21 protein-coding genes are annotated in these 20051 nt (G+C 72.6%); 16 read left to right on the top strand and 5 right to left on the bottom strand.

The window, feature by feature from the left end:
• Positions 1–128 precede the first annotated feature (128 nt).
• The 4 genes from pstS to pstB all read left to right on the top strand — a co-directional run bounded on the left by pstS (position 129) and on the right by pstB (position 4210).
• Positions 129–1268 carry a phosphate ABC transporter substrate-binding protein PstS gene (pstS, locus tag M3148_RS04690; RefSeq protein ID WP_251303532.1) on the top strand — a complete coding sequence of 380 codons (1140 nt, stop codon included), beginning with the start codon at positions 129–131 and terminating at the stop codon, positions 1266–1268.
• Between the two features lie 84 nt (positions 1269–1352).
• Positions 1353–2336 carry a phosphate ABC transporter permease subunit PstC gene (gene pstC, locus M3148_RS04685; RefSeq protein WP_251303531.1) on the top strand — a complete coding sequence of 328 codons (984 nt, stop codon included), beginning with the start codon at positions 1353–1355 and terminating at the stop codon, positions 2334–2336.
• Positions 2336–3379, top strand: coding sequence for a phosphate ABC transporter permease PstA (pstA, locus tag M3148_RS04680; RefSeq protein ID WP_251303530.1), 1044 nt, complete (start codon positions 2336–2338; stop codon positions 3377–3379). The genes pstC and pstA overlap by 1 nt, the downstream gene beginning before the upstream one ends.
• Positions 3380–3430: 51 nt before the next feature.
• Positions 3431–4210 (top strand): phosphate ABC transporter ATP-binding protein PstB, encoded by a 780-nt coding sequence (gene pstB / locus M3148_RS04675; RefSeq protein ID WP_251303529.1) that lies wholly within the window; start codon positions 3431–3433, stop codon positions 4208–4210.
• A 64-nt stretch (positions 4211–4274) separates the two neighbouring features.
• On the opposite strand, the gene M3148_RS04670 is transcribed toward pstB, so the two are convergent.
• Positions 4275–4706 carry a septum formation family protein gene (locus tag M3148_RS04670; protein ID WP_251303528.1) on the bottom strand — a complete coding sequence of 144 codons (432 nt, stop codon included), beginning with the start codon at positions 4704–4706 and terminating at the stop codon, positions 4275–4277.
• Positions 4707–4970: 264 nt separating this feature from the next.
• Positions 4971–5648, bottom strand: a complete 678-nt coding sequence (locus tag M3148_RS04665) for a winged helix-turn-helix domain-containing protein (protein WP_251303527.1) — start codon at positions 5646–5648, stop codon at positions 4971–4973.
• A 137-nt stretch (positions 5649–5785) separates the two neighbouring features.
• Here M3148_RS04665 and M3148_RS04660 point away from each other — a divergent pair, with 137 nt between their 5' ends.
• The 6 genes from M3148_RS04660 to dtd are packed head-to-tail and all read left to right on the top strand — an operon-like array spanning position 5786 to position 10155.
• Positions 5786–6508, top strand: a complete 723-nt coding sequence (locus M3148_RS04660) for a hypothetical protein (RefSeq protein WP_251303526.1) — start codon at positions 5786–5788, stop codon at positions 6506–6508.
• 45 nt (positions 6509–6553) lie between these two features.
• Complete coding sequence (locus tag M3148_RS04655) at positions 6554–7159, top strand: FABP family protein (RefSeq protein ID WP_251303525.1); 606 nt, start codon at positions 6554–6556, stop codon at positions 7157–7159.
• Positions 7156–8253 (top strand): CAF17-like 4Fe-4S cluster assembly/insertion protein YgfZ, encoded by a 1098-nt coding sequence (gene ygfZ / locus M3148_RS04650; RefSeq protein WP_251303524.1) that lies wholly within the window; start codon positions 7156–7158, stop codon positions 8251–8253. Before M3148_RS04655 ends, ygfZ begins: the two co-directional genes overlap by 4 nt.
• A 4-nt stretch (positions 8254–8257) precedes the next feature.
• Positions 8258–9373: an FUSC family protein gene (locus tag M3148_RS04645; protein WP_251303523.1), complete on the top strand. Its 1116-nt coding sequence runs from the start codon at positions 8258–8260 to the stop codon at positions 9371–9373.
• Positions 9374–9409: 36 nt separating this feature from the next.
• Positions 9410–9733 carry a DUF2516 family protein gene (locus tag M3148_RS04640; protein ID WP_251303522.1) on the top strand — a complete coding sequence of 108 codons (324 nt, stop codon included), beginning with the start codon at positions 9410–9412 and terminating at the stop codon, positions 9731–9733.
• The gene (gene dtd, locus M3148_RS04635) at positions 9730–10155 is read left to right on the top strand and encodes a D-aminoacyl-tRNA deacylase (RefSeq protein ID WP_251303521.1); all 426 of its coding nucleotides are present in this window, start codon (positions 9730–9732) and stop codon (positions 10153–10155) included. Before M3148_RS04640 ends, dtd begins: the two co-directional genes overlap by 4 nt.
• A gap of 142 nt (positions 10156–10297) precedes the next feature.
• Here dtd and M3148_RS04630 read toward each other — a convergent pair whose 3' ends face one another.
• The gene (locus M3148_RS04630) at positions 10298–10810 is read right to left on the bottom strand and encodes an O-acetyl-ADP-ribose deacetylase (RefSeq protein ID WP_251303520.1); all 513 of its coding nucleotides are present in this window, start codon (positions 10808–10810) and stop codon (positions 10298–10300) included.
• A gap of 168 nt (positions 10811–10978) precedes the next feature.
• On the opposite strand from M3148_RS04630, the gene M3148_RS04625 reads away from it, so the two are divergent.
• The 4 genes from M3148_RS04625 to M3148_RS04610 all read left to right on the top strand — a co-directional run bounded on the left by M3148_RS04625 (position 10979) and on the right by M3148_RS04610 (position 14888).
• Positions 10979–13555, top strand: coding sequence for an ATP-dependent Clp protease ATP-binding subunit (locus M3148_RS04625; protein ID WP_251303519.1), 2577 nt, complete (start codon positions 10979–10981; stop codon positions 13553–13555).
• Positions 13556–13724: 169 nt separating this feature from the next.
• Positions 13725–13928 carry a cold-shock protein gene (locus M3148_RS04620; protein ID WP_251303518.1) on the top strand — a complete coding sequence of 68 codons (204 nt, stop codon included), beginning with the start codon at positions 13725–13727 and terminating at the stop codon, positions 13926–13928.
• A gap of 190 nt (positions 13929–14118) precedes the next feature.
• The gene (locus tag M3148_RS04615; RefSeq protein WP_251303517.1) at positions 14119–14289 is read left to right on the top strand and encodes a CsbD family protein; all 171 of its coding nucleotides are present in this window, start codon (positions 14119–14121) and stop codon (positions 14287–14289) included.
• 125 nt (positions 14290–14414) lie between these two features.
• Positions 14415–14888: an RNA polymerase sigma factor gene (locus M3148_RS04610; protein ID WP_251303516.1), complete on the top strand. Its 474-nt coding sequence runs from the start codon at positions 14415–14417 to the stop codon at positions 14886–14888.
• Between the two features lie 13 nt (positions 14889–14901).
• Here the strand turns inward: M3148_RS04610 and M3148_RS04605 are convergent, their stop codons facing one another.
• Positions 14902–15450 (bottom strand): NUDIX hydrolase, encoded by a 549-nt coding sequence (locus M3148_RS04605; RefSeq protein ID WP_251303515.1) that lies wholly within the window; start codon positions 15448–15450, stop codon positions 14902–14904.
• An 87-nt stretch (positions 15451–15537) separates the two neighbouring features.
• Between M3148_RS04605 and M3148_RS04600 the strand changes: the two genes are divergently transcribed.
• On the top strand, positions 15538–16866 hold the full coding sequence (locus M3148_RS04600) for a hypothetical protein (RefSeq protein WP_251303514.1): 1329 nt from the start codon (positions 15538–15540) through the stop codon (positions 16864–16866).
• Between the two features lie 57 nt (positions 16867–16923).
• On the opposite strand, the gene M3148_RS04595 is transcribed toward M3148_RS04600, so the two are convergent.
• Entirely contained in the window at positions 16924–17217 is a 294-nt protein-coding gene (locus M3148_RS04595) for a GNAT family N-acetyltransferase (protein WP_251303513.1), read from the bottom strand.
• Between the two features lie 125 nt (positions 17218–17342).
• Between M3148_RS04595 and ppdK the strand changes: the two genes are divergently transcribed.
• Entirely contained in the window at positions 17343–20048 is a 2706-nt protein-coding gene (gene ppdK, locus M3148_RS04590) for a pyruvate, phosphate dikinase (protein ID WP_251303511.1), read from the top strand.
• Positions 20049–20051 lie beyond the last annotated feature (3 nt).

Raw genomic sequence — 20051 nt, 5'->3', positions numbered from 1 at the left:
GTGACGTGATGAGATCCACATCGCCTGTTCATCCGCCGTTCACGCGGCGCCTGCCGGGCGGACACCTGCCCTTCCTACTGTCAGTGACGGCCACCGGGTCTCCCGGGCCCTCCGACTGACAGGATGGAATGAACGTGAAGCTTGCAGGTAGCCGCCGCCTGGCGGGGATCGCCGCCCTGAGCGCCGTGGCGCTCACCCTCGCGGCCTGCGGTGACGGTGACACCTCCGACGCCTCCGCCTCCGGCTCCTCCTCCGCGGACGCCGGTGCGGGCGAGCTCTCCGGCTCGATCGCCGGCTCCGGGGCGAGCTCCCAGGAGGCCGCCGTGCAGGGCTGGATCGCCGGTTTCATGGACCAGAACCCCGACGTCAACGTCACCTACGACCCCACCGGCTCCGGCACCGGCCGTGAGCAGTTCCTCAACGGCACGGTGCTCTTCGCGGGCTCGGACGCCGCCATGGACGAGGAGGAGCTCGCCGCGGGCGTCGACCGCTGCTACGGCGGCGAGGTCATCGAGATGCCGCTGTACATCAGCCCCATCGCGATCGTCTACAACCTCCCCGACCTCGACGCCGAGCACCTCAACCTCGACCCCGACACCATCGCCGGGATCTTCATGGGCGAGGTCACCAGCTGGGACGACCCGGCCATCGTCGCAGCGAACCCGGACGTCGAGCTGCCCGACCTCGCCATCATCCCGGTCAACCGCTCCGACGACTCCGGCACCACGGAGAACTTCACCGAGTACCTCGACGCCGTCGCCCCCGACGTGTGGACGCACGGCCCGGTGGAGACGTGGCCGATCGCCGGCACCCAGTCCGGTGCCCAGACCTCCGGCATGATCGACACCGTCCAGGCCGCCGAGGGCGCCATCGGCTACGCCGACGCCTCGCGCGCCGAGGACCTCGGCACCGTCGCGGTCGGTGTGGGCGACGAGTACGTGCCCTTCTCCCCGGAGGCGGCGGCCGCCGTCATCGACGCCTCACCGGCGGCCGAGGGCGCGACCGACCTGCGCCTGACGATCGACCTGGCCCGCGACACGACGGAGGCAGGCACCTACCCGATCGTCCTCGTGTCCTACTCGATCGCCTGCTCGACCTACGAGAACGAGGCGGACGCCGCCAACGTCACGGCCTACTTCCAGTACGTCGTCAGCCCCGAGGGCCAGGACCGGGCCGCCCAGCCCGACGTCGCCGGTTCCGCGCCGATCTCCGGCGAGCTGCGCGAGCGCGTCGCCGCCGCCCTCGAGCAGATCACGGTTGCCGGCTGACCGGCTAACCTGACGGGCGGGCCGGTGCACTGACGCCGGCCCGCCCGACGCACGTCCGCACGCCGTCCGATTCTCGGAGGACACGTGGCAACCGCCGCACCGCCCCAGACCCCGCCTGGCTCCACCTCGGCCCTTCGCGCCGGTCGGACCCCCGGCAAGCTGGGCAACCGGCTCTTCGCCGGCATCTCCACGGGCGCCGGCCTGGTGATTCTCACCATCCTCGCCGCCGTCGCGATCTTCCTCTTCGTGCGCGCCTGGCCGGCCCTCGTCGCCTCCCGCGACGAGCTCGCCGAGGTCGGTTTCATGCAGGGACGCAACCTGTGGGAGTACGTCGCGCCGCTCCTGTTCGGCACCGTCCTCTCCTCGGTCATCGCCCTCGTCGTCGCGGTCCCGCTGAGCGTCGGTATCGCGCTGTTCATCTCCCACTACGCCCCCCGCCGCCTCGCGCAGGGGCTGGGCTACCTCGTCGACCTGCTCGCCGCGATCCCCTCGGTGATCTTCGGCCTGTGGGGCATCCAGTGGCTCCAGCCGGTCATCGACCCGCTGTTCGCGTGGCTGTCGGAGCACCTGGGCTGGATCCCGCTCTTCGCCGACTACCAGGCTCCGGCCCGCAACATCCTCACCGCCGGGCTCGTCCTCGCCGTCATGGTCCTGCCGATCATCACCGCGACGATCCGCGAGGTGTTCCTCCAGACCCCGCGGCTGCACGAGGAGGCCTCCCTCGCCCTGGGGGCCACCCGCTGGGAGATGGTGCGGCAGGCCGTGCTGCCCTTCGGGCGCTCGGGCATCATCTCCGCGGCCATGCTCGGCATGGGCCGCGCGCTGGGGGAGACGATGGCGGTGCTCATGGTGCTGTCGCCCGGCTTCCTCATCAACGTCCACCTGCTGCAGCCCGGCCAGCACCAGTCGATCGCGGCGAACATCGCCAGCCAGTTCCCCGAGGCCTCCGGGACCGGCGTCGACGTCCTCATCGCGACCGGCCTCATCCTCTTCGTCCTCACCTTCGGCGTGAACCTCCTCGCGCGGTGGGTCATCGCGCGCCGCGCCGAGTTCTCGGGAGCCAACTGATGACGACGACGCCCCTCGCCCTGCACCAGACCCGTCGGCTGCCCGCCTGGGCGCCGTGGGCCGTCCTCGCCGTCTCCGTCGCCGTCGCCGCCGCGATCCTCGGGATCGGCGGCACCCCGACGGTCGCGGGGGTCGCGTTCCTCGGCGCGATCATCCACGTCATCGCCGTCGTCGCCGTGTCCTGGCAGGTCGAGGGCCCGCGGTGGGCCAAGGACCGCCTCGCGACGACGCTCGTCACCCTCGCCTTCGTCCTGGCCATGATCCCGCTCGTGTCCCTCGTCTGGACGGTGGCGAGCGGCGGCGTCCGCGCCTTCGGCTGGGAGTTCCTCACGACGGACATGGTCGGGGTCTTCGGGCAGATGACCGAGGGCGGCGCGTACCACGCGATCATCGGCACCCTCTACGTCACCGGCATCGCCGCGGTCATCTCGATCCCGCTGGGCATCTTCACCGCGATCTACCTCGTCGAGTACGGCGGCGGCCGCCTCAAGCGGGCCATCACGATCCTCGTCGACGTCATGACCGGCATCCCCTCGATCGTCGCCGGTCTGTTCGCCTTCACGGTGTTCCTCGTCCTGTTCGGCCCGGCGTACAAGTCCGCGCTCATCGGTGGCATCGCCCTCGCCGTCCTCATGACGCCCGTCGTCGTGCGCTCGGTGGAGGAGATGCTGCGCCTCGTGCCGAACGAGCTGCGCGAGGCGGCCTACGCCCTCGGCGTGCCGAAGTGGCTGACGATCGTCAAGGTCGTCCTGCGCACCGCGATCGCCGGCATCACCACCGGCGTCATGATCTCCATCGCGCGAGTCATCGGTGAGACCGCCCCGCTGCTCATCACCGTCGGCATCACCAACGCCGTCAACTACGACGCCTTCGACGGGCGCATCGCCACGCTGCCGGTGTACGTGTTCCGCCAGTACGCGCAGGGCGGGGCGAGCGAGTACCGCGCCTGGGCCGGTGCGCTCACCCTCATCCTCATCGTCATGCTGCTCAACCTCGCCGCGCGCCTGGTGAGCAGGTACTTCTCGCCCAAGGGAGTGCGCTGATGCGTGACCCGCATCGGATCCTCCTGCCCGCACGACCCTCAAGGACCACGCATGTCTAAGCGCATCGACGTCAAGGACCTCAACGTCTTCTACGGGGAGTTCCTCGCCGTCCAGGACGTCAACATGGTCATCGAGCCCCGCGCCGTGACCGCGCTCATCGGCCCCTCCGGCTGTGGCAAGTCGACCTTCCTGCGCACTCTCAACCGCATGCACGAGGTCATCCCCGGTGCCCGCGTCGAGGGGCAGGCACTCATGGACGGCCAGGACCTCTACGGCGACGCGGTCGACCCGGTCGAGGTCCGCCGCCAGGTGGGCATGGTCTTCCAGCGGCCCAACCCCTTCCCGACGATGTCCATCGCGGACAACGTCCTCGCGGGCGTCAAGCTGAACAACAAGCGGATGAGCAAGAGCGACCAGGAGACGCTGGTGGAGCGCGCGCTGCGCGGCGCCAACCTGTGGGAGGAGGTCAAGGACCGCCTCGACCGGCCGGGGTCCTCGATCTCCGGCGGTCAGCAGCAGCGGCTGTGCATCGCCCGCGCCATCGCGGTGCAGCCGCAGGTGCTCCTCATGGACGAGCCCTGCTCGGCGCTCGACCCGATCTCCACGCTCGCGATCGAGGACCTCATCTCGGAGCTGAAGTCCGAGTACACGATCGTCATCGTCACCCACAACATGCAGCAGGCCGCCCGGGTCTCGGACACGACCGGCTTCTTCAACATCGCCGGCACCGGCAAGCCCGGCCGCCTCATCGAGATGGACGCGACCGAGCAGATGTTCGCCGCGCCGCGGAACAAGGCCACCGAGGACTACATCTCCGGCCGTTTCGGCTGACCTGCACCGACGACGACGCCCCCGGGAGCCTGGGCTGCCGGGGGCGTCGTGCGTGTGCGGCGGGTCAGATCTTGGAGTCCTTGAGTGACTCGGTCAGCGGCTCGTCGGAGATGACGATGCACAGCGTGGTGCGGTCCTTGGCGTCATCCCAGCTCTGCTCGGAGGGGTAGAGCATGGTGAAGGGCAGCGCTGACTCCTCGTAGGGCAGGCCGACGAAGGACTCGAACTCCTTGAGGCAGGTCTCCTGGGACTCGGCCTGCACGGCCTCGACCCCCGGGTAGTCGTTACCGGAGAAGACGTGCTCGCCGAAGATCTCGGCGTCGTGCTCCTCCGTGCACTCGACGGCCGGCGCGGAGCTGACCTCGTCGCCCTCCAGGTCGCTCTGGTTGAGGCAGTCACCGACCTCGAGATCGAGGACGGAGTCGGCCGTGCACCCGGCCGCACCCACCAGCGCGAGGGCGGCGGCAACGGCAAGGACGGGACGGCGCAAGGACATGGTGTTCTACCTCCGGGCAGACGAGACGAGAGCGATGAGCGGGAGCGCGGCCAGGGGGAGGGCCGGACGTCCCGGGACACCTTAGCGAAACCTCCGGCACGGCCCGTCGGTGCGCCAGCCGGCGGTGGCCGGGGGAGAGGGCGACGCCGGGCCGCGAAGCGCCAGTCGGCGCGAAGGCCGCTCGTGGCGGCTTGTGTTGGAGCCCGGGGCATTCGCGACCCGACGTCTGCATCCATCGTAGAACAGCGGGCGCGGCGCGTCCTGTCAGTCGACGGTCGGGCGCACGACGAATCGGTAGCCGACGTTGCGCACCGTCCCGATGAGCTGGTCGTGCTCCGCGCCGAGCTTGGCGCGCAAGCGCCGGACGTGGACGTCGACCGTGCGCGTGCCGCCGTAGTAGTCGTAGCCCCACACCTCGTCGAGGAGCTGCGCGCGGGTGAGGACACGGCCCGGGTGCTGAGCCAGGTGCCGGAGCAGCTCGAACTCCTTGTAGGTGAGGTTGAGGGCCTGTCCGCGCACCCGCGCCGAGTAGGCGGCCGTGTCGATGACGAGCTCACCCGCCTCGAGGACGTCCCCCGCCGGCTCCGCTGCCGCCACCTGGCTGCCGAGGAGCCGCAAGCGTGCCTCCAGCTCGGCGGGCCCGGCCGTGGCGAGCACGATGTCGCTGCACCCCCACGCCGGGGTGACGGCGGTGAGCCCGCCCTCGGTGAGGGCGAGCAGCAGGGGCAGCTGCAGCCCCGTACTGCGCGCGAGCTGGCACACCGACCGGGCCGCCGCGAGCTCCTGACGGCCGTCGACGACGAGGACGTCCGCGTCCGCGGGGTCGACGAGCGAGTCGGCGGACAGGGGCGCCGTCGAGACCCGGTGGTCGAGCAGGGCGAGGGAGGGCAGCACGGCGGCTGCGCCGGTCGGCTCACGGGTCAGGACGACAAGAGTGGCCATCGCACCTCTTCCTGGTCGGGGACACACTAGTGGGAAGCGGGGTGCCGCCGACGTCACCGCTCGATCTGCCAGACTCAGGGGGTGCCCGTCCACCCCGCTCTCCCGCCGCGCCCCGCCGTCGCCGGGTGCGAGTCGTGATGGGCAGCTCCACCCGCGGGGTCGTCACCGCCGCCGTCGCCGCCGTGCTCGCGCTCAGCGCGATGTGGCACTGGCCGCTCCTCGTCGTCGCCGCCCTCGCCACCCTCCTCGTGGCCGGCGGCTGGCCCCGGCTCGCCGGCCTGCCGGTGACGACGGGACCGGGCGTCGTCATCGCCGCCACCGGTCTGGCGGCGCTCGCCGTCGTCGCGGTCACCGGCTCGGTCGACGGCGTGGCCGTCGTGCTAGGGCTCGCGGTCGCGGGCAGCTTCGTCCAGGAGATGCTGCGGCGGGACGGCCGGCCGCGCCTCGTGGAGTCCGTCGCCGGCACGGTGACCGGCTGCGTCGTCGCCGGCTCCGCCGCGATGTGGCCGGCGCTCGGGGACACGAGCCCGGCCGCCGCCGTCGTCGTCACGGCCGCGGCAGCGCTCGCCGCGGGAGCGGCCTGCACCGCCCTGCCGCTGCGTGCCCGGCTGGTGCCGGGGCTGGCCACCGTCGTCGCCGGCGGTGCCGGCCTGCTCGCCGGGGTGCTGCTGCCCGCCGTCGGCCCGCTCGTGGGCGCAGCGACGGGTCTCGTCGCCGGGGTGCTCACCTCCGCCGTCCACCTCGTCCTGGGCCGCTTCCCCGCCTCCAGCCGGCCGCTGCCCGCGCTCGCGGCCGCTGCGCTGCCGCCGATGCTCGCCGGCGCGCCGACCTTCATGCTCGGCAGCGTGCTGCTGGCCTGAGGGCGCGGACGGGCCGCACGGCGCCGACCGCGTAGCATCGGGGGCATGGCCACCTTCACCCTTCCCGAGGGCCTGGCCCCGGAGGTCTACCCGCTCGCCTGGCTCGTCGGATCCTGGCGCGGCTACGGCGTCATGTCCTACCCGGGAGTCCCAGAGCAGCCCCTCGTCCACGAGATGACCTTCGACCACGACGGCGGTCCCTACCTGCGCTGCACGAGCACGCTGTGGGCGGTGGACGCGGAGCACTCCTCGTCCGTCTCCCAGGAGATGCCCGGTGCCGTCGGGGCCGAGCTGCTGGCCAAGGCCGAGGTGTGGGCCACCGAGACGGCCTACTGGCGCCCTTCCCCAGCCGCGCCGGAGGAGCCGATCGACGGCGAGAAGTCCTCGGGCCAGCGCAGCACCGACATCGAGGTGCTCGTCGCGCAGCCCACCGGGCACGTCGTCGTCTACGTGGGCAGCGTGCGCCCGGCGCGCATCGACATCGTCAGCGACGCCGTCGTCCGCACGGCCAGCGCCCAGGACGTCAGCGCGAGCAGCCGCATGTACGGGCTCGTCCAGGGCGACCTGCTGTGGGTCGAGGAGCTCGCGGCCTTCGGGCACGAGCTGCAGTCCTACGCCTCCGGGCGCCTCAGCCGACAGGAGCAGGCATGACCAGCCCCCTGCTCTCCCGGCCCGGTGCCGTCGGTGGCGGCGGCCCGGACGCCGGCGTCGCGCTCCACTACGGCCAGCCCGCCCAGGAGCAGCGCGCCCTCGAGCGCGGGGTGGGCGTCGTCGACCTCTCCCAGCTCGGTGTCGTCACCGTCTCCGGCCCCGACCGGCTGAGCTGGCTCAATACGCTCAGCACCCAGCTCCTCCTCCACCTCGCCCCCGGCCAGTCCGGTGAGCTCCTCCTCCTCGACCCCAACGGCCGCATCGAGCACGCCGCCGCCGTGGCCGACGACGGCGAGCGCGCCTGGCTCGTCACCGAGGGCGACCACGTGGCGCCCCTCGTCGCGTTCCTCGAGCGGATGCGCTTCATGCTGCGCGTGGAGGTCACCGACGTCACCGAGCACACCGCCGTCGTCGGCACCTGCGGCGACGGCTGGCAGGCCGTGGCGGCGGCGCCGGGGCACGTGCTCACCTGGCACGACCCGTGGCCCACGACGGCGCCCGGCGGCACGAGCTACGGGCCGGCCGACGACGAGCACCCCGGTCGGCACCTGCGCCGCTCCCTCGGCCTCGTCGACCGCGCCCGCCTGGCCGACGTCGTCGACGCGTCCGGCCTGCGCGTGGCCGGCACGTGGGCCTGGGAGGCGCTGCGCGTGGAGGCCTGGCGGCCCCGGCTCGGCCGCGAGGTCGACGAGCGCGCCATCCCGCACGAGCTGGACTGGCTGCGCACCGGCGTCCACCTCGAGAAGGGCTGCTACCGCGGCCAGGAGACTGTCGCGCGCGTCTTCACCCTCGGCCGGCCCCCGCGCCGCCTCGTCATGCTCCACCTCGACGGCTCCGAGCACCTGACGCCGGAGCCCGGCGCCCGGGTGATGCACGGGGACAGAGACGTCGGCGTCATGACGAGCGTCGTGCGGCACGCCGAGCTCGGGCCCGTCGCCCTCGCGCTCGTCAAGCGCTCCCTGCCGGCCGACGCCGAGCTCGTCGTCGATGGCATCGCCGCCGCCCAGGAAGTCATCGTCCCGGTGAGCGGCGAGGCCGTCGGACGCCCGAGCGAGCGCCCGGGCCAGGAACTGCGCCGGCGGCCGCGCGCCTGACACCATGGCCGACGCCGGGGGACGCGAGGACCGCCTCGACCTACGCCGCCTGCTGATCCTCGTCCGGCAGCGGCTGCGGGGCGGGAGGCGCCGGGTGCGGGCCGCGGCCTTCCCGGTGGTCGTCGCCGCGGTCGCCGCCGGCCTGTCGTGGGCGGTGGCGTACTACGGGCTCGGGCACGCCCAGCCGTTCTTCGCGCCCGTCGCCACCTGGGTCTGCCTGGGCTTCAGCGCGGACCGCGAGGTGCGCAAGGTCGCCGAGCTGGCGCTCGGAGTGGCTCTCGGCGTCGCACTCGGGGAGCTGGTGGCCTACGTCTTCAGCACGGGCGTGCTCCAGATCATGCTCGTCATCACCCTCGGGGCGCTGTTCGCCCGGTTCGTCGACCGCGGCCCGATGCTCACCATCCAGGCCGGCGTCCAGGGGATCGTCATCGTCGCGCTGCCCGTCGCCGCTGTCGACGGGCCCGCGGGCCGCTGGACCGACGCGCTCGTCGGCGGCACCTTCGCCCTGCTCGTCGCGATCCTCACCCCGCAGGACGCGCGGCGCCGTGCCCGGCAGCTCGCCGCCGCGAGCCTCTCCGACCTCTCCCAGATGCTCGGCACCCTCGGCAAGGGGCTGCGGGACGGGGACGCCGAGCGCATGCGTGACGCCCTGGCCCTGGGTCGCAGCACGCAGGGCACCCTCGACGACTGGGCCTCGGTGGTGCGCAACGCCCTGCAGTCGGCGCGCATCTCCCCGGCGGCACGCCGCTACCTGCCCGAGCTCGCCCGCCTCGAGCGGGCCAGCACCCTCGCCGACCGCGCCATGCGCAACGCCCGCGTCATCGCGCGCCGCGGCCTCACCGCCGTCGAGCAGGGTGCCCGGGACGAGCGCGTGAGCGAGGCCTTCGAGGGGCTCGCCGTCGGCGCCTCCCGCCTGGGTGACGCCCTCAGCAGCGGCGCGAGCACGGCGGACGCCGCCCAGGTGCTCACCCTGGTCACCGGTGAGCTCGACCCGGAGGACGTCGAGGACCCGGGCTGGCACCTGCAGACCCTCGTCATCCTCATGCGCTCGCTCACCAGCGACCTCCTCCAGGCCTCGGGCCTCAGCGCCGCGGAGGCCAGCCACCTCCTCGCCCGCTAGGGCTGCGCGCGGCGCGGAGTCTCGTAGACTCACGCGGTGGGAATCATCGGCAGCATGCAGTTCTTCCTGTTCCTCGCCCTCGCGCTCGCGGCCTTTGCCGTCGAAGTGTGGGCGCTGCTGCACTGCCTGCGTCAGCCCGCCCAGGCCTTCAGCTACGCGGGCAAGCGGACGAAGAACTTCTGGCTCATCGTCCTCGTCGTCAACGTCGCGCTCGGCTTCGTGGCCCTGCCACCCTTCGGGCCGCTGTCGGGCAGCTTCCTGTCGATCATCCTCGTCATCCCGGCCGCCATCTACCTCACCGACGTCAAGCCCGCCGTCAGCGGCTACGGCCGCGGCCGCCGCGGCGGTGGCGGCTGGTGAGGACGGTCCTCCAGCGGGTCGACGGCGCGTCGGTCCACGTCGACGGCGAGCAGGTCGGCGGCTTCACCGGGCCGGGCCTCGTCGCGCTCGTCGGCGTCACGCACGACGACGGCCCCGAGCAGGTCGAACGCACCGCCCGCAAGATCGCCGAGCTGCGCATCCTGCGTGAGGAACGCTCCGTGCGCGACGACGGCGCGCCGGTCCTCGTCATCTCCCAGTTCACCCTGCACGCCGACGTCCGCAAGGGCCGGCGCCCCTCGTGGAACGCCGCCGCCCCGGCAGACGTCGCCGAGCCGGTGGTCGACGCCGTCGTCGCCGCTCTGCGTGAGCACGGGGTGCACGTGGAGACCGGTCGCTTCGGCGCGGACATGCGGGTCTCGCTCGTCAACGACGGGCCGGTCACCATCGTCCTCGACGTCTGAGCGTCGCCGCTGCGTGGCGCTGGACTGATCCGAAGCCCGCGGAGCGGCTCTCACTCGACATGTGTCGCGGCGTGTCGCACGCGTGTCGCGGACTTCGGCGCGGACAACGAGCAGCAGCTCCCCGCATCCGGCTGCCGGCGCGTCAGGGGTGCTCGAGCGCCGCGGTGAACGCGGCCAGCACGTCGTCGCCGAGGAGCACGAACCGCACGAGCTCCACGTCGCCGGACCAGCCGCGGACGGCGTCGACCGCTACGCCTGCGACCTCCGCGGCGTCCCAGCCGTAGACGCCCGCGCTCACGGCGGGCAAGGCCACCCTCCTGGCGCCGACGGCGTCGGCGACGTCGAGTGCGCTGGTGAAGCAGGAGGCGAGCAGGGCCGGGTCGGTCTCCCCGCGGTGCCGGTTGGGCCCCACGGTGTGGATGACCCAGGGGGCGCGCAGGTCGTAACCGGCGGTCGGGACCGCCTGGCCCACCGGCAGGCCGTCGGGCAGCTCGGTGCGCCGCAGCTCCATGCACTCCTCGAGCAGCCGCGGCCCGGCGGCGCGGTGGATCGCGCCGTCGACCCCGCCCCCGCCGAGGAGGGAGGAGTTGGCGGCGTTGACGACGGCGTCGACGTCCTGGGTGGTGATGTCGCCCTGCAGAGCCTCGATACGCATGGGAGCCATGGTGCCGTAGCGGGGCCCGCGGGCGCGGGCGCCTGTGGAGAGGGACCATGGAGTCACGCCCCTGGCGAACACGGGCAGGTTCACGCGAGGCCCGCCGTTAGCATCGATGAACGCTGCCCGGCTGGGATCGCCCGGCCACGCCGCCTCGAAGGAGCCCTGATGTTCGAGAGATTTACCGACCGAGCCCGTCGGGTGATCGTCCTTGCCCAGGAAGAGGCACGGATGCTCAACCACAACTACATCGGCACCGAGCACATCCTGCTCGGCCTCATCCACGAGGGCGAGGGTGTCGCCGCCAAGGCGCTGGAGTCACTCGACATCTCCCTCGAGGGCGTGCGGCAGCAGGTCACCGAGATCATCGGGGAGGGCCAGCAGGCCCCCGGCGGCCACATTCCCTTCACGCCCCGTGCGAAGAAGGTCCTCGAGCTCTCGCTGCGCGAGGCGCTCCAGCTGGGTCACAACTACATCGGCACCGAGCACATCCTCCTCGGCCTCATCCGCGAGGGCGAGGGCGTGGCGGCGCAGGTGCTCAACAAGCTCGGCGCCGACCTCAACCGCGTGCGCCAGCAGGTCATCCAGCTGCTGTCCGGCTACCAGGGCAAGGAGGCCGTCGCGGCCGGCGGTCCCGCGGAGGGTCAGCCCTCCGGCTCCGCCGTCCTCGACCAGTTCGGCCGCAACCTCACCCAGGCCGCGCGCGAGGGCAAGCTTGACCCGGTCATCGGTCGCGAGCAGCCCATCGAGCGCGTCATGCAGGTCCTCTCGCGCCGCACGAAGAACAACCCTGTCCTCATCGGTGAGCCCGGTGTCGGCAAGACCGCCGTCGTCGAGGGCCTGGCCCAGGCGATCGTGCGCGGGGACGTGCCTGAGACCCTCCGGGACAAGCAGCTCTACACCCTCGACCTCGGCTCGCTCGTCGCCGGCTCCCGGTATCGCGGTGACTTCGAGGAGCGCCTGAAGAAGGTCCTCAAGGAGATCCGCACCCGCGGTGACATCGTCCTGTTCATCGACGAGATCCACACCCTCGTCGGCGCGGGCGCCGCGGAGGGCGCGATCGACGCCGCGAGCATCCTCAAGCCGATGCTCGCCCGCGGTGAGCTCCAGACCATCGGCGCCACGACGCTGGACGAGTACCGCAAGCACATCGAGAAGGACGCCGCCCTCGAGCGCCGCTTCCAGCCGATCCTCGTGGACGAGCCGTCCGTGGCCCACACCATCGAGATCCTCAAGGGCCTGCGCGACCGGTACGAGGCGCACCACCGCGTCTCGATCAACGACGAGGCACTCATCGCCGCCGCGACGCTGGCCGACCGGTACGTGTCCGACCGTTTCCTCCCGGACAAGGCGATCGACCTCATCGACGAGGCGGGCGCGCGCCTGCGCATCCGTCGGATGACCGCCCCGCCGGAGCTCCGCGAGCTCGACGAGCAGATCTCCGAGGTCCGCCGCGAGAAGGAGTCGGCGATCGACGACCAGGACTTCGAGAAGGCCGCCTCGCTGCGCGACGACGAGAAGCAGCTCTCCGCGCGCCGCGTCGACCGGGAGAAGGCCTGGAAGTCCGGCGACCTCGACACGGTCGCCGAGGTGGACGAGGACCTCATCGCCGAGGTGCTGGCGATGTCGACCGGCATCCCGGTCTTCAAGCTCACCGAGGCCGAGTCCTCCAAGCTCCTCCACATGGAGGACGAGCTCCACAAGCGGATCATCGGCCAGGAGGCCGCGATCACCGCGCTGTCCCAGGCGATCCGGCGTACCCGCGCCGGGCTCAAGGACCCCAAGCGCCCCGGTGGCTCCTTCATCTTCGCCGGCCCCACCGGCGTCGGGAAGACCGAGCTGGCCAAGGCTCTGGCGGAGTTCCTCTTCGGTGACGAGGACGCGCTCATCCAGCTCGACATGAGCGAGTTCTCCGAGAAGCACACCGTCTCGCGGCTCTTCGGCTCACCCCCCGGCTACGTGGGGTACGAGGAGGGTGGCCAGCTCACCGAGAAGGTGCGCCGCCGTCCGTTCTCCGTGGTCCTGTTCGACGAGGTGGAGAAGGCCCACGCGGACATCTTCAACTCGCTCCTGCAGATCCTCGAGGACGGCCGCCTCACCGACGCCCAGGGCCGGGTGGTGAACTTCAAGAACACCATCATCATCATGACGACGAACCTCGGGACCAGGGACATCGCCAAGGGCGTGCAGACCGGGTTCCAGGCGAGCGGCGAGCTGTCCAACGACTACGAGCGGATGAAGACGAAGGTCAACGAGGAGCTCAAGCAGCACTTCCGGCCCGAGTTCCTCAACCGCGTGGACGACACCATCGTCTTCCCGCAGCTCACCCAGGACCAGATCGTCCAGATCGTCGACCTCATGATCGCCCAGCTCGACGAGCGCATGCGCAACCAGGGCATGGCGATCCGGCTGACCGACCCGGCCAAGCTGCTCCTCGCCGAGCGGGGCTACGACCCCGTCCTCGGTGCCCGGCCGCTGCGCCGCGCGATCCAGCGGGAGATCGAGGACGTCCTGTCCGAGAAGATCCTCTACGGCCAGATCCACGCCGGCCAGACCATCGAGGTCGACGCCGCAGGCGAGGGCCTGCTCGGGGAGTTCCTCTTCCGCGGCCTGGACGAGGGCGAGATCGCCACGCCCGAGCCCGTCGGCGTCGGCGGCACGACGACCGTCGAGCAGCGCCAGATGCCCACCGCCCCCCAGGGTGGGGGCGCGGGCGGAGGCGGGCAGCTCCAGCCCGGAGCCTGACGAACGGCGCCACGAGGCCCGGTAACCTGCGGGTTGCCGGGCCTCGTGCGTCCCGGTGACAAACGCCTCGGCAGATCTGTTCGCGATACCCCTCGCCGAATCGGCCCGAGCCCGCTACAGTGGGAACTGCTCCGGCATCGGTCCGGGGCTTTTTTATCGAGGAGTTTGCATGGCTACTGGCACCGTGAAGTGGTTCAACGGCGAGAAGGGGTTCGGCTTCATTGCTCCCGACGGCGGGGGTGCGGATGTCTTCGTCCACTACTCGGCCATCGCCTCGAGCGGCTACCGTTCGCTCGACGAGGACCAGAAGGTCGAGTTCGACACCACTCAGGGCCCCAAGGGCCCCCAGGCGGAGAATGTCCGCCCCCTCTGATCTGAGGTGACCGCGCACCGTCACTGGTTGCGCACCCCGCTGCAGCCCGCCACCGTCCGACGGTGGCGGGCTGTGGTGCGTCCGGGCCCGTCGCCGGTGCCCCGCTCTCCCCGTGCGACCTCCGCGGGCCACACCTAGGGTGGGTGGCAGAGAGGCCACGAACGGTCTCCGCGACGGAAGGAGTTGCCCCATGGGAGCAGACGACAAGCTCGCGAACTCGACCGAGAAGACCTCGGGCAAGATCAAGGAGGCCGTCGGCGACGCGACCGACAACAGGGACCTCCAGGCCGAGGGCCACAAGGACCAGACCAAGGGCAGCCTCAAGCAGGCCGCCGAGAACGTCAAGGACGCCTTCAAGTAGACCGGCTCCTGACGCCCCGCGGGACTCAGGTCCCGCGGGGCGTTCGTCTGTCCGCCCCGCGCCAGTGCAAGATCGGGGCCGCGGGGGACACAGGCAGGGTGGTGGCATCTGACGAGAGGGGCGCTGTGCGCGACGACGCGTGGTTCGAGGAGCTCTACCGTGACCACGCGAGCGCCGTGTACCGCTATCTCCGGCGGCGTGCGCCGGCCGCGGACGCCGAGGATCTCACCGCCGACGTCCTCGCCACCGCCTGGCGACGGCGCGACGACGTCCCCGTGGACGCCGCGCTGCCCTGGCTCTACCGCACGGCCGGCTTCGTCCTCGCCAACCACCGCCGCAAGATCCTCCCCCTCCCGGTGGACGCCGTTCCCGACTCGCGCGACGACGACGGTGACCCGGCGCTGGCGGCCGTCGCCGACGACGACGTCCGCGTCGCGCTGGCCGCGCTGAGCGAGCGCGACCGGCAGATCCTCGTCCTCCACGCGTGGGAGGGGCTGGGCGGCACCGAGCTCGCGCAGGTGCTGGGCATCTCACGCGGCGGCGCCGACGCCGCTCTCTCCCGCGCCCGTGCCCGTCTGGCCGCTGCCTGGCCCGACTGACAGGCCCGCTCGGTCAGGCCAGGCGGGCGAGCGCGAGAGCGACGAGCTCGACCATGTCCGGCTGCGGGTCGGGCAGCTCGTCCACCGGCCACCACGCGACGTCGAGGGACTCGGCGGACACGGCGTGCGCGGCGCCGGGGGGTGCCGTGGCGACGAAGCGGACGTCCAGGTGGGTCGCGCCGCCGCGCGGGTCGCAGAAGGGGACGGGGTGGGCGCTGAGCTGGACCGGTACCGGGTCGAGGACGAGGGCGTCGATGCCCGACTCCTCGCGGGCCTCACGCAGGGCGGCGGCGGTGAGCGTGGGGTCGCCCGGCTCGACGTGGCCACCGAGCTGGAACCACCGCTGCGCCTTGCGGTGCAGGGTGAGGAGAACGCTGCGGCGGTCGGCGGAGACGACGACCGTGCTCGCCGTGAGGTGGTCGGGGTAGCACTCGCGGAGCACGCCGAGCGGCTCGGCCCGCAGGTGGGCGACGTAGCGCTCGCGCAGCTGCTCCTGGCGCGGGGTGGGCGCCTGCCACGGCTCGAGGAGGGCGAGGGCGGAGGAGTGCAGGGTCGTGGGCATGGGGCCCAGCCTGCCACCGCAGGTGCAAGAACCGGACCGCCCGCCACACAGGAGGGATAGGAGCACCACCGGGAGCAGGAGGTCATGATGGACGAGGACGAGGCAGTCGCCCGGGTACGCGGCGCCGACCCCGCCGCCGGCACCGAGCCGGACGGCGAGCGGCTGGGCGCGCTCACCGAGGAGCGGCGCGCGGACGAGCTCGCGGCACGGCGCGCCCGCCGGGGCCCGCGGTGGGCGGCGGTGGCCGCCGTCGCTGCGGGTGCGCTCGTCGTCGGCGGGGGAGCCGGCTTCGGGATCGGCCGGGCGACGGAGGACCCGGCCCCGACGGCGGACGCTCCCGCGCCGCTGGAGCGCACTGCCGCTGCCGGCGTCCCCGAGACCATGTCCTCCGCCGGCGCGGCGGCCGACATGTCCTACGCCGGCGGCTACGGCGGGGAGCGCACGACCTTCACGGCCCAGGGGCTCGGCGACGCGGCCGGCTCCGCGCCGGCCTGGGCCTTCGACGGCGCCGGCGTCTTCAGCGAGGAGACGGCCACGCGCGTCGCCGAGGTCCTCGGCGTCGAGGGGCAGCCGCGCCTGGACGGTGGCTGGAACGTCGGCCCGATCGACGGCAGCGGCCCCACCCTCAACATCGGGCCCGACGCCGCCGTCACGGTCAGCTACAACGACCCCGCGCTCTACGAGGTGCTCGAGGGCGTCGAGCCCGCCGAGCCGATGGACGACACCGCCGCCGAGGACGGTCAAACCGCCTCGGCCAGGGACGGGGAGGCCGGGACGTCCGTCGTCGAGCCCTTCCCCGCGGACGGTGCCCCTGCCGGGGAGGAGCCGAGCGCCGTCGCGCCCGGCGGGACCGCACCGGAGGACGCGTCCGGCGTCCTGTACGAGACGCTCGGCGCGCTCGGGCTGGACCCGGACGCGGCCGAGTACGCCGAGCAGCAGGGGTGGGGCGGGGAGCGGGTGACGAGCGTCGTCGCCCACCACGTCATCGACGGCGTGCGCACCGGGTACAGCTGGTACGCCGAGGTCGTCGACGGCGAGGTGCTGTCCCTCTCCGGCCCGCTCGCGCCCGTCGTCGAGCTCGGCGAGTACGACGTCGTCAGCCCCGCGGCAGCCGTCGAGCGGCTCACCGACCCGCGCTTCGGCGGCAGCCCGGTGTGGTCCGACGACATCTCGGTCATGCCCCTCGAGGAGCCCGGGGGACGCAGCTGGGACGACCCGCCCGCCCCGCCGCCGGCCGCGGGCGCCCCCGTCCCCTGGTCGGTCACCGAGGTCACCATCACGACGGCGGAACCAAGCCTCGTCGAGCACTGGACCGACGAGGGCAGCAGCCTGCTGCTGCCGGCCTACGACCTGAGCGACGCCGTGGGACGAACCTGGCGGGTGCTGGCCGTGGCCGACCACGAGCTGGCGTTCTAGGACGCCACGAGAGGGCGTCGTCCCGGCCGGTTGGAGGGCCGGCCGGGGCGGTGCCGGTCAGTCGGTGCGCTCGTCGACGAGGTCGGCGTACTCCGGGTGCTCGTCGATCCAGCCGGCGATGAACGAGCACTCCGGCACGACTCGCAGCCCCTCGGCGCGGGCGGCCTCCAGGGCCGCGCTCGCCAGCGCGGAGCCGACCCCCTGCCCCTCGGCGGACGGCTCGACGACCGTGTGCGTGAGGACGAGGACCTCGGCGTCCCGCTCGTAGAGGGCGACCCCGAGGAGGTCCTCACCCGCCGTCGCCTCGTACCGGTGCCGGGCGGGGACGTCCTTGACAGTGATCTCAGGCATGTCTCAGCGTCGCAGCCACGTCGCCCGGTCGCATGCGGGGAACCCTCGGTGGACGTGGGTGCGCCTCGCTAGAGTGGGCACAGGTCCGCGGTGCGGGGAACCGCGGGGGACCACCGGAGGCGACGATGCCGAAGTACGTGTACCGCTTCAGCGAGGGCGGGATGGACCAGAAGGACCTGCTCGGTGGCAAGGGGGCCAACCTTGCGGAGATGAGCAGGCTCGGCCTGCCGGTGCCGCCGGGCTTCACGATCACCACCGAGGCGTGCCGCGCCTTCATGCGCGACGGGCACGTCCCGCCGGACCTGCGCGTGGAGGTGACCCTTGCGCTGCGGCAGGTCGAGGACACCCTCGGGCGCAGCCTCGGTGACTTCCACGAGCCGCTCCTCGTCTCGGTGCGCTCCGGCGCGAAGTTCTCCATGCCCGGGATGATGGAGACGGTGCTCAACGTCGGCCTCAACGACGCCTCGGTGCAGGGCCTGGCCGCCGTCACCGCTGACGAGCGCTTCGCGTGGGACTCCTACCGTCGGCTCCTGCAGATGTTTGGCAAGACGGTCCTCGACATCGACGGCGAGCTCTTCTCCGGCGCGCTGGACGCCCTCAAGACCGAGCGCGGCGTCCGGGACGACACCGAGCTCACCGCCGAGGACCTGCGCGGGCTCGTGACGACGTACAAGGGCATCGTCCGTGAGTGGTCCGGGGCCGACTTCCCGCAGCACCCGCGCCAGCAGCTCGACATGGCCGTCGAGGCGGTGCTGCGCTCGTGGGACACCGACCGCGCCGTCCTCTACCGCCGCCAGGAGGGCATCCCGGGCGACCTCGGCACGGCGGTCAACGTCCAGGCCATGGTCTTCGGCAACCTCGGACGCACGTCGGGCACCGGCGTGTGCTTCACGCGCGACCCCTCGACCGGCCACTCCGGCGTCTACGGCGACTACCTGCCCAACGCGCAGGGCGAGGACGTCGTCGCCGGTATCCGCAACACCGTGCCGCTGGCCGATCTCGAGTCGCTCGACCCGGACGCCTACGCGGAGCTGCGGCAGGCGATGCGCCGCCTGGAGACGCACTACCGCGACCTGTGCGACATCGAGTTCACCATCGAGGACGGCAGGCTGTGGCTGCTGCAGACCCGGGTGGGCAAGCGCACCGCGGCCGCGGCGTTCCGGGTGGCCACCCAGCTGGTGGACGAGGACCTCATCACGATGGACGAGGCCATCTCCCGGGTCACCGGCGCCCAGCTCGGCAAGCTGCTCTTCCCGCAGTTCGACGCCGAGGCGGACACCGAGCTCCTCACCACCGGGATGGCCGCCTCCCCGGGTGCCGCCGTGGGGGAGATCGTCTTCGACAACGCCCAGGCGGTGGAGCGCAGCGAGGCCGGGGCACCCGTCATCCTCGTGCGGCGGGAGACCAACCCCGATGACTTGCAAGGCATGGTGGTCGCCGCCGGGATCCTCACCGCCCGCGGCGGCAAGACCTCCCACGCGGCCGTCGTCGCCCGGGGGATGGGCACCTGCGCCGTCGTCGGTGCCGACGAGCTCGACGTCGACGCCGCCCGCCGGGAGCTGCGCGTGAGCGGACGCACGCTGCACGCGGGGGACACCATCGCCATCGACGGCACCTCCGGCCAGGTGTTCCTCGGTGAGGTGCCCGTCGTCGACTCACCCGTGATGACCTACATCGCCGAGGGGCTGGACGCGGGGCGGGCGGCCGCCCCGGACGAGGAGACCCGCGAGCTCGTCGAGGCGGTCCACCGCGTCCTCACCCACGCGGACAGCGCCCGGACCCTGCGGGTGCGCGCCAACGCCGACACCGCCGAGGACGCCCGCAACGCCCGCGAGCGCGGCGCGGAGGGCATCGGCCTGTGCCGCACCGAGCACATGTTCCTCGGGGAGCGGCGCGCGCTGGTGGAACGGCTGATCCTCGCCGCCGACGACGCTGAGCGCGAGGAGGCGCTCGCGGCCCTGCTCGAGCCGCAGCGCGAGGACTTCGTCGAGATCCTCCGCGCGATGGACGGCCTGCCGACGACCATCCGGCTCATCGACCCCCCGCTCCACGAGTTCCTCCCCGACCTCACCGAGCTCTCCGTCGAGGTGGCGCTCGCGGCCGAGCGCGGCGAGGCGGACGAGCGCCGCGAGCGGCTGCTCACCGCGGTCCGGCGGATGCACGAGTCCAACCCGATGCTCGGGCTGCGGGGCGTGCGGCTGGGCCTCGTCGTCCCCGGGCTCTTCGCGCTCCAGGTGCGGGCGATCGCCCAGGCCAAGGCACGGCTGCGCGCGGAGGGGGCCGACCCGCACCCGGAGATCATGGTCCCGCTCGTCGGCTCGGTGCGGGAGCTGCAGCTCGTGCGCCAGGAGGCCGAGCGGGTGCTCGCGGAGGAGGGGCGGGCCGCGGACATGCTCCTCGACCTGCCGATCGGCTGCATGATCGAGCTGCCTCGGGCGGCGCTCACCGCCCACCGGATCGCCGAGCAGGCCGACTTCTTCTCCTTTGGTACCAACGACCTCACCCAGACGACGTGGGGCTTCTCCCGGGACGACGTCGAGGCGGCCTTCTTCTCCCGCTACCTCGCCAACGGGGTGCTGCGCATCTCCCCGTTCGAGACGATCGACGGCGAGGGCGTGGGACCCCTCGTGCGCGCCGGGGTGGCCGGCGGCCGGGCGACGAAGCCGCACATGCACATCGGGGTGTGCGGCGAGCACGGCGGGGACCCCGAGTCCATCCACTTCTTTCACGACGCCGGCCTGGACTACGTCTCGTGCTCGCCCTACCGGGTGTCGGTGGCCCGGCTCGAGGCCGGTCGGGCAGCGGTGCTCGCGGTGGGGGACCCGGCGTAGGCG

Origin of the sequence: Georgenia satyanarayanai, assembly GCF_023715365.1 — a bacterium.
Lineage (GTDB): Bacteria > Actinomycetota > Actinomycetes > Actinomycetales > Actinomycetaceae > Oceanitalea > Oceanitalea satyanarayanai_B.
Note: the sequence above shows the minus strand (reverse complement) of the source record. Positions and strands in the feature narration are given on the sequence as shown.

Coding starts and splice junctions, on each gene's coding strand:
- M3148_RS04630 (WP_251303520.1), bottom strand. CDS start 10,810: ATGCGTATCGAGGCTCTGCAGGGCGACATCACCACCCAGGACGTCGAC.
- M3148_RS04595 (WP_251303513.1), bottom strand. CDS start 17,217: ATGCCTGAGATCACTGTCAAGGACGTCCCCGCCCGGCACCGGTACGAG.
- M3148_RS04645 (WP_251303523.1), top strand. CDS start 8,258: ATGGCCGACGCCGGGGGACGCGAGGACCGCCTCGACCTACGCCGCCTG.
- M3148_RS04670 (WP_251303528.1), bottom strand. CDS start 4,706: ATGTCCTTGCGCCGTCCCGTCCTTGCCGTTGCCGCCGCCCTCGCGCTG.
- M3148_RS04665 (WP_251303527.1), bottom strand. CDS start 5,648: ATGGCCACTCTTGTCGTCCTGACCCGTGAGCCGACCGGCGCAGCCGCC.
- M3148_RS04615 (WP_251303517.1), top strand. CDS start 14,119: ATGGGAGCAGACGACAAGCTCGCGAACTCGACCGAGAAGACCTCGGGC.
- pstA (WP_251303530.1), top strand. CDS start 2,336: ATGACGACGACGCCCCTCGCCCTGCACCAGACCCGTCGGCTGCCCGCC.
- ygfZ (WP_251303524.1), top strand. CDS start 7,156: ATGACCAGCCCCCTGCTCTCCCGGCCCGGTGCCGTCGGTGGCGGCGGC.
- ppdK (WP_251303511.1), top strand. CDS start 17,343: ATGCCGAAGTACGTGTACCGCTTCAGCGAGGGCGGGATGGACCAGAAG.
- M3148_RS04620 (WP_251303518.1), top strand. CDS start 13,725: ATGGCTACTGGCACCGTGAAGTGGTTCAACGGCGAGAAGGGGTTCGGC.
- pstS (WP_251303532.1), top strand. CDS start 129: ATGAACGTGAAGCTTGCAGGTAGCCGCCGCCTGGCGGGGATCGCCGCC.
- M3148_RS04655 (WP_251303525.1), top strand. CDS start 6,554: ATGGCCACCTTCACCCTTCCCGAGGGCCTGGCCCCGGAGGTCTACCCG.
- M3148_RS04625 (WP_251303519.1), top strand. CDS start 10,979: ATGTTCGAGAGATTTACCGACCGAGCCCGTCGGGTGATCGTCCTTGCC.
- M3148_RS04600 (WP_251303514.1), top strand. CDS start 15,538: ATGGACGAGGACGAGGCAGTCGCCCGGGTACGCGGCGCCGACCCCGCC.
- pstB (WP_251303529.1), top strand. CDS start 3,431: ATGTCTAAGCGCATCGACGTCAAGGACCTCAACGTCTTCTACGGGGAG.
- M3148_RS04605 (WP_251303515.1), bottom strand. CDS start 15,450: ATGCCCACGACCCTGCACTCCTCCGCCCTCGCCCTCCTCGAGCCGTGG.
- M3148_RS04660 (WP_251303526.1), top strand. CDS start 5,786: ATGGGCAGCTCCACCCGCGGGGTCGTCACCGCCGCCGTCGCCGCCGTG.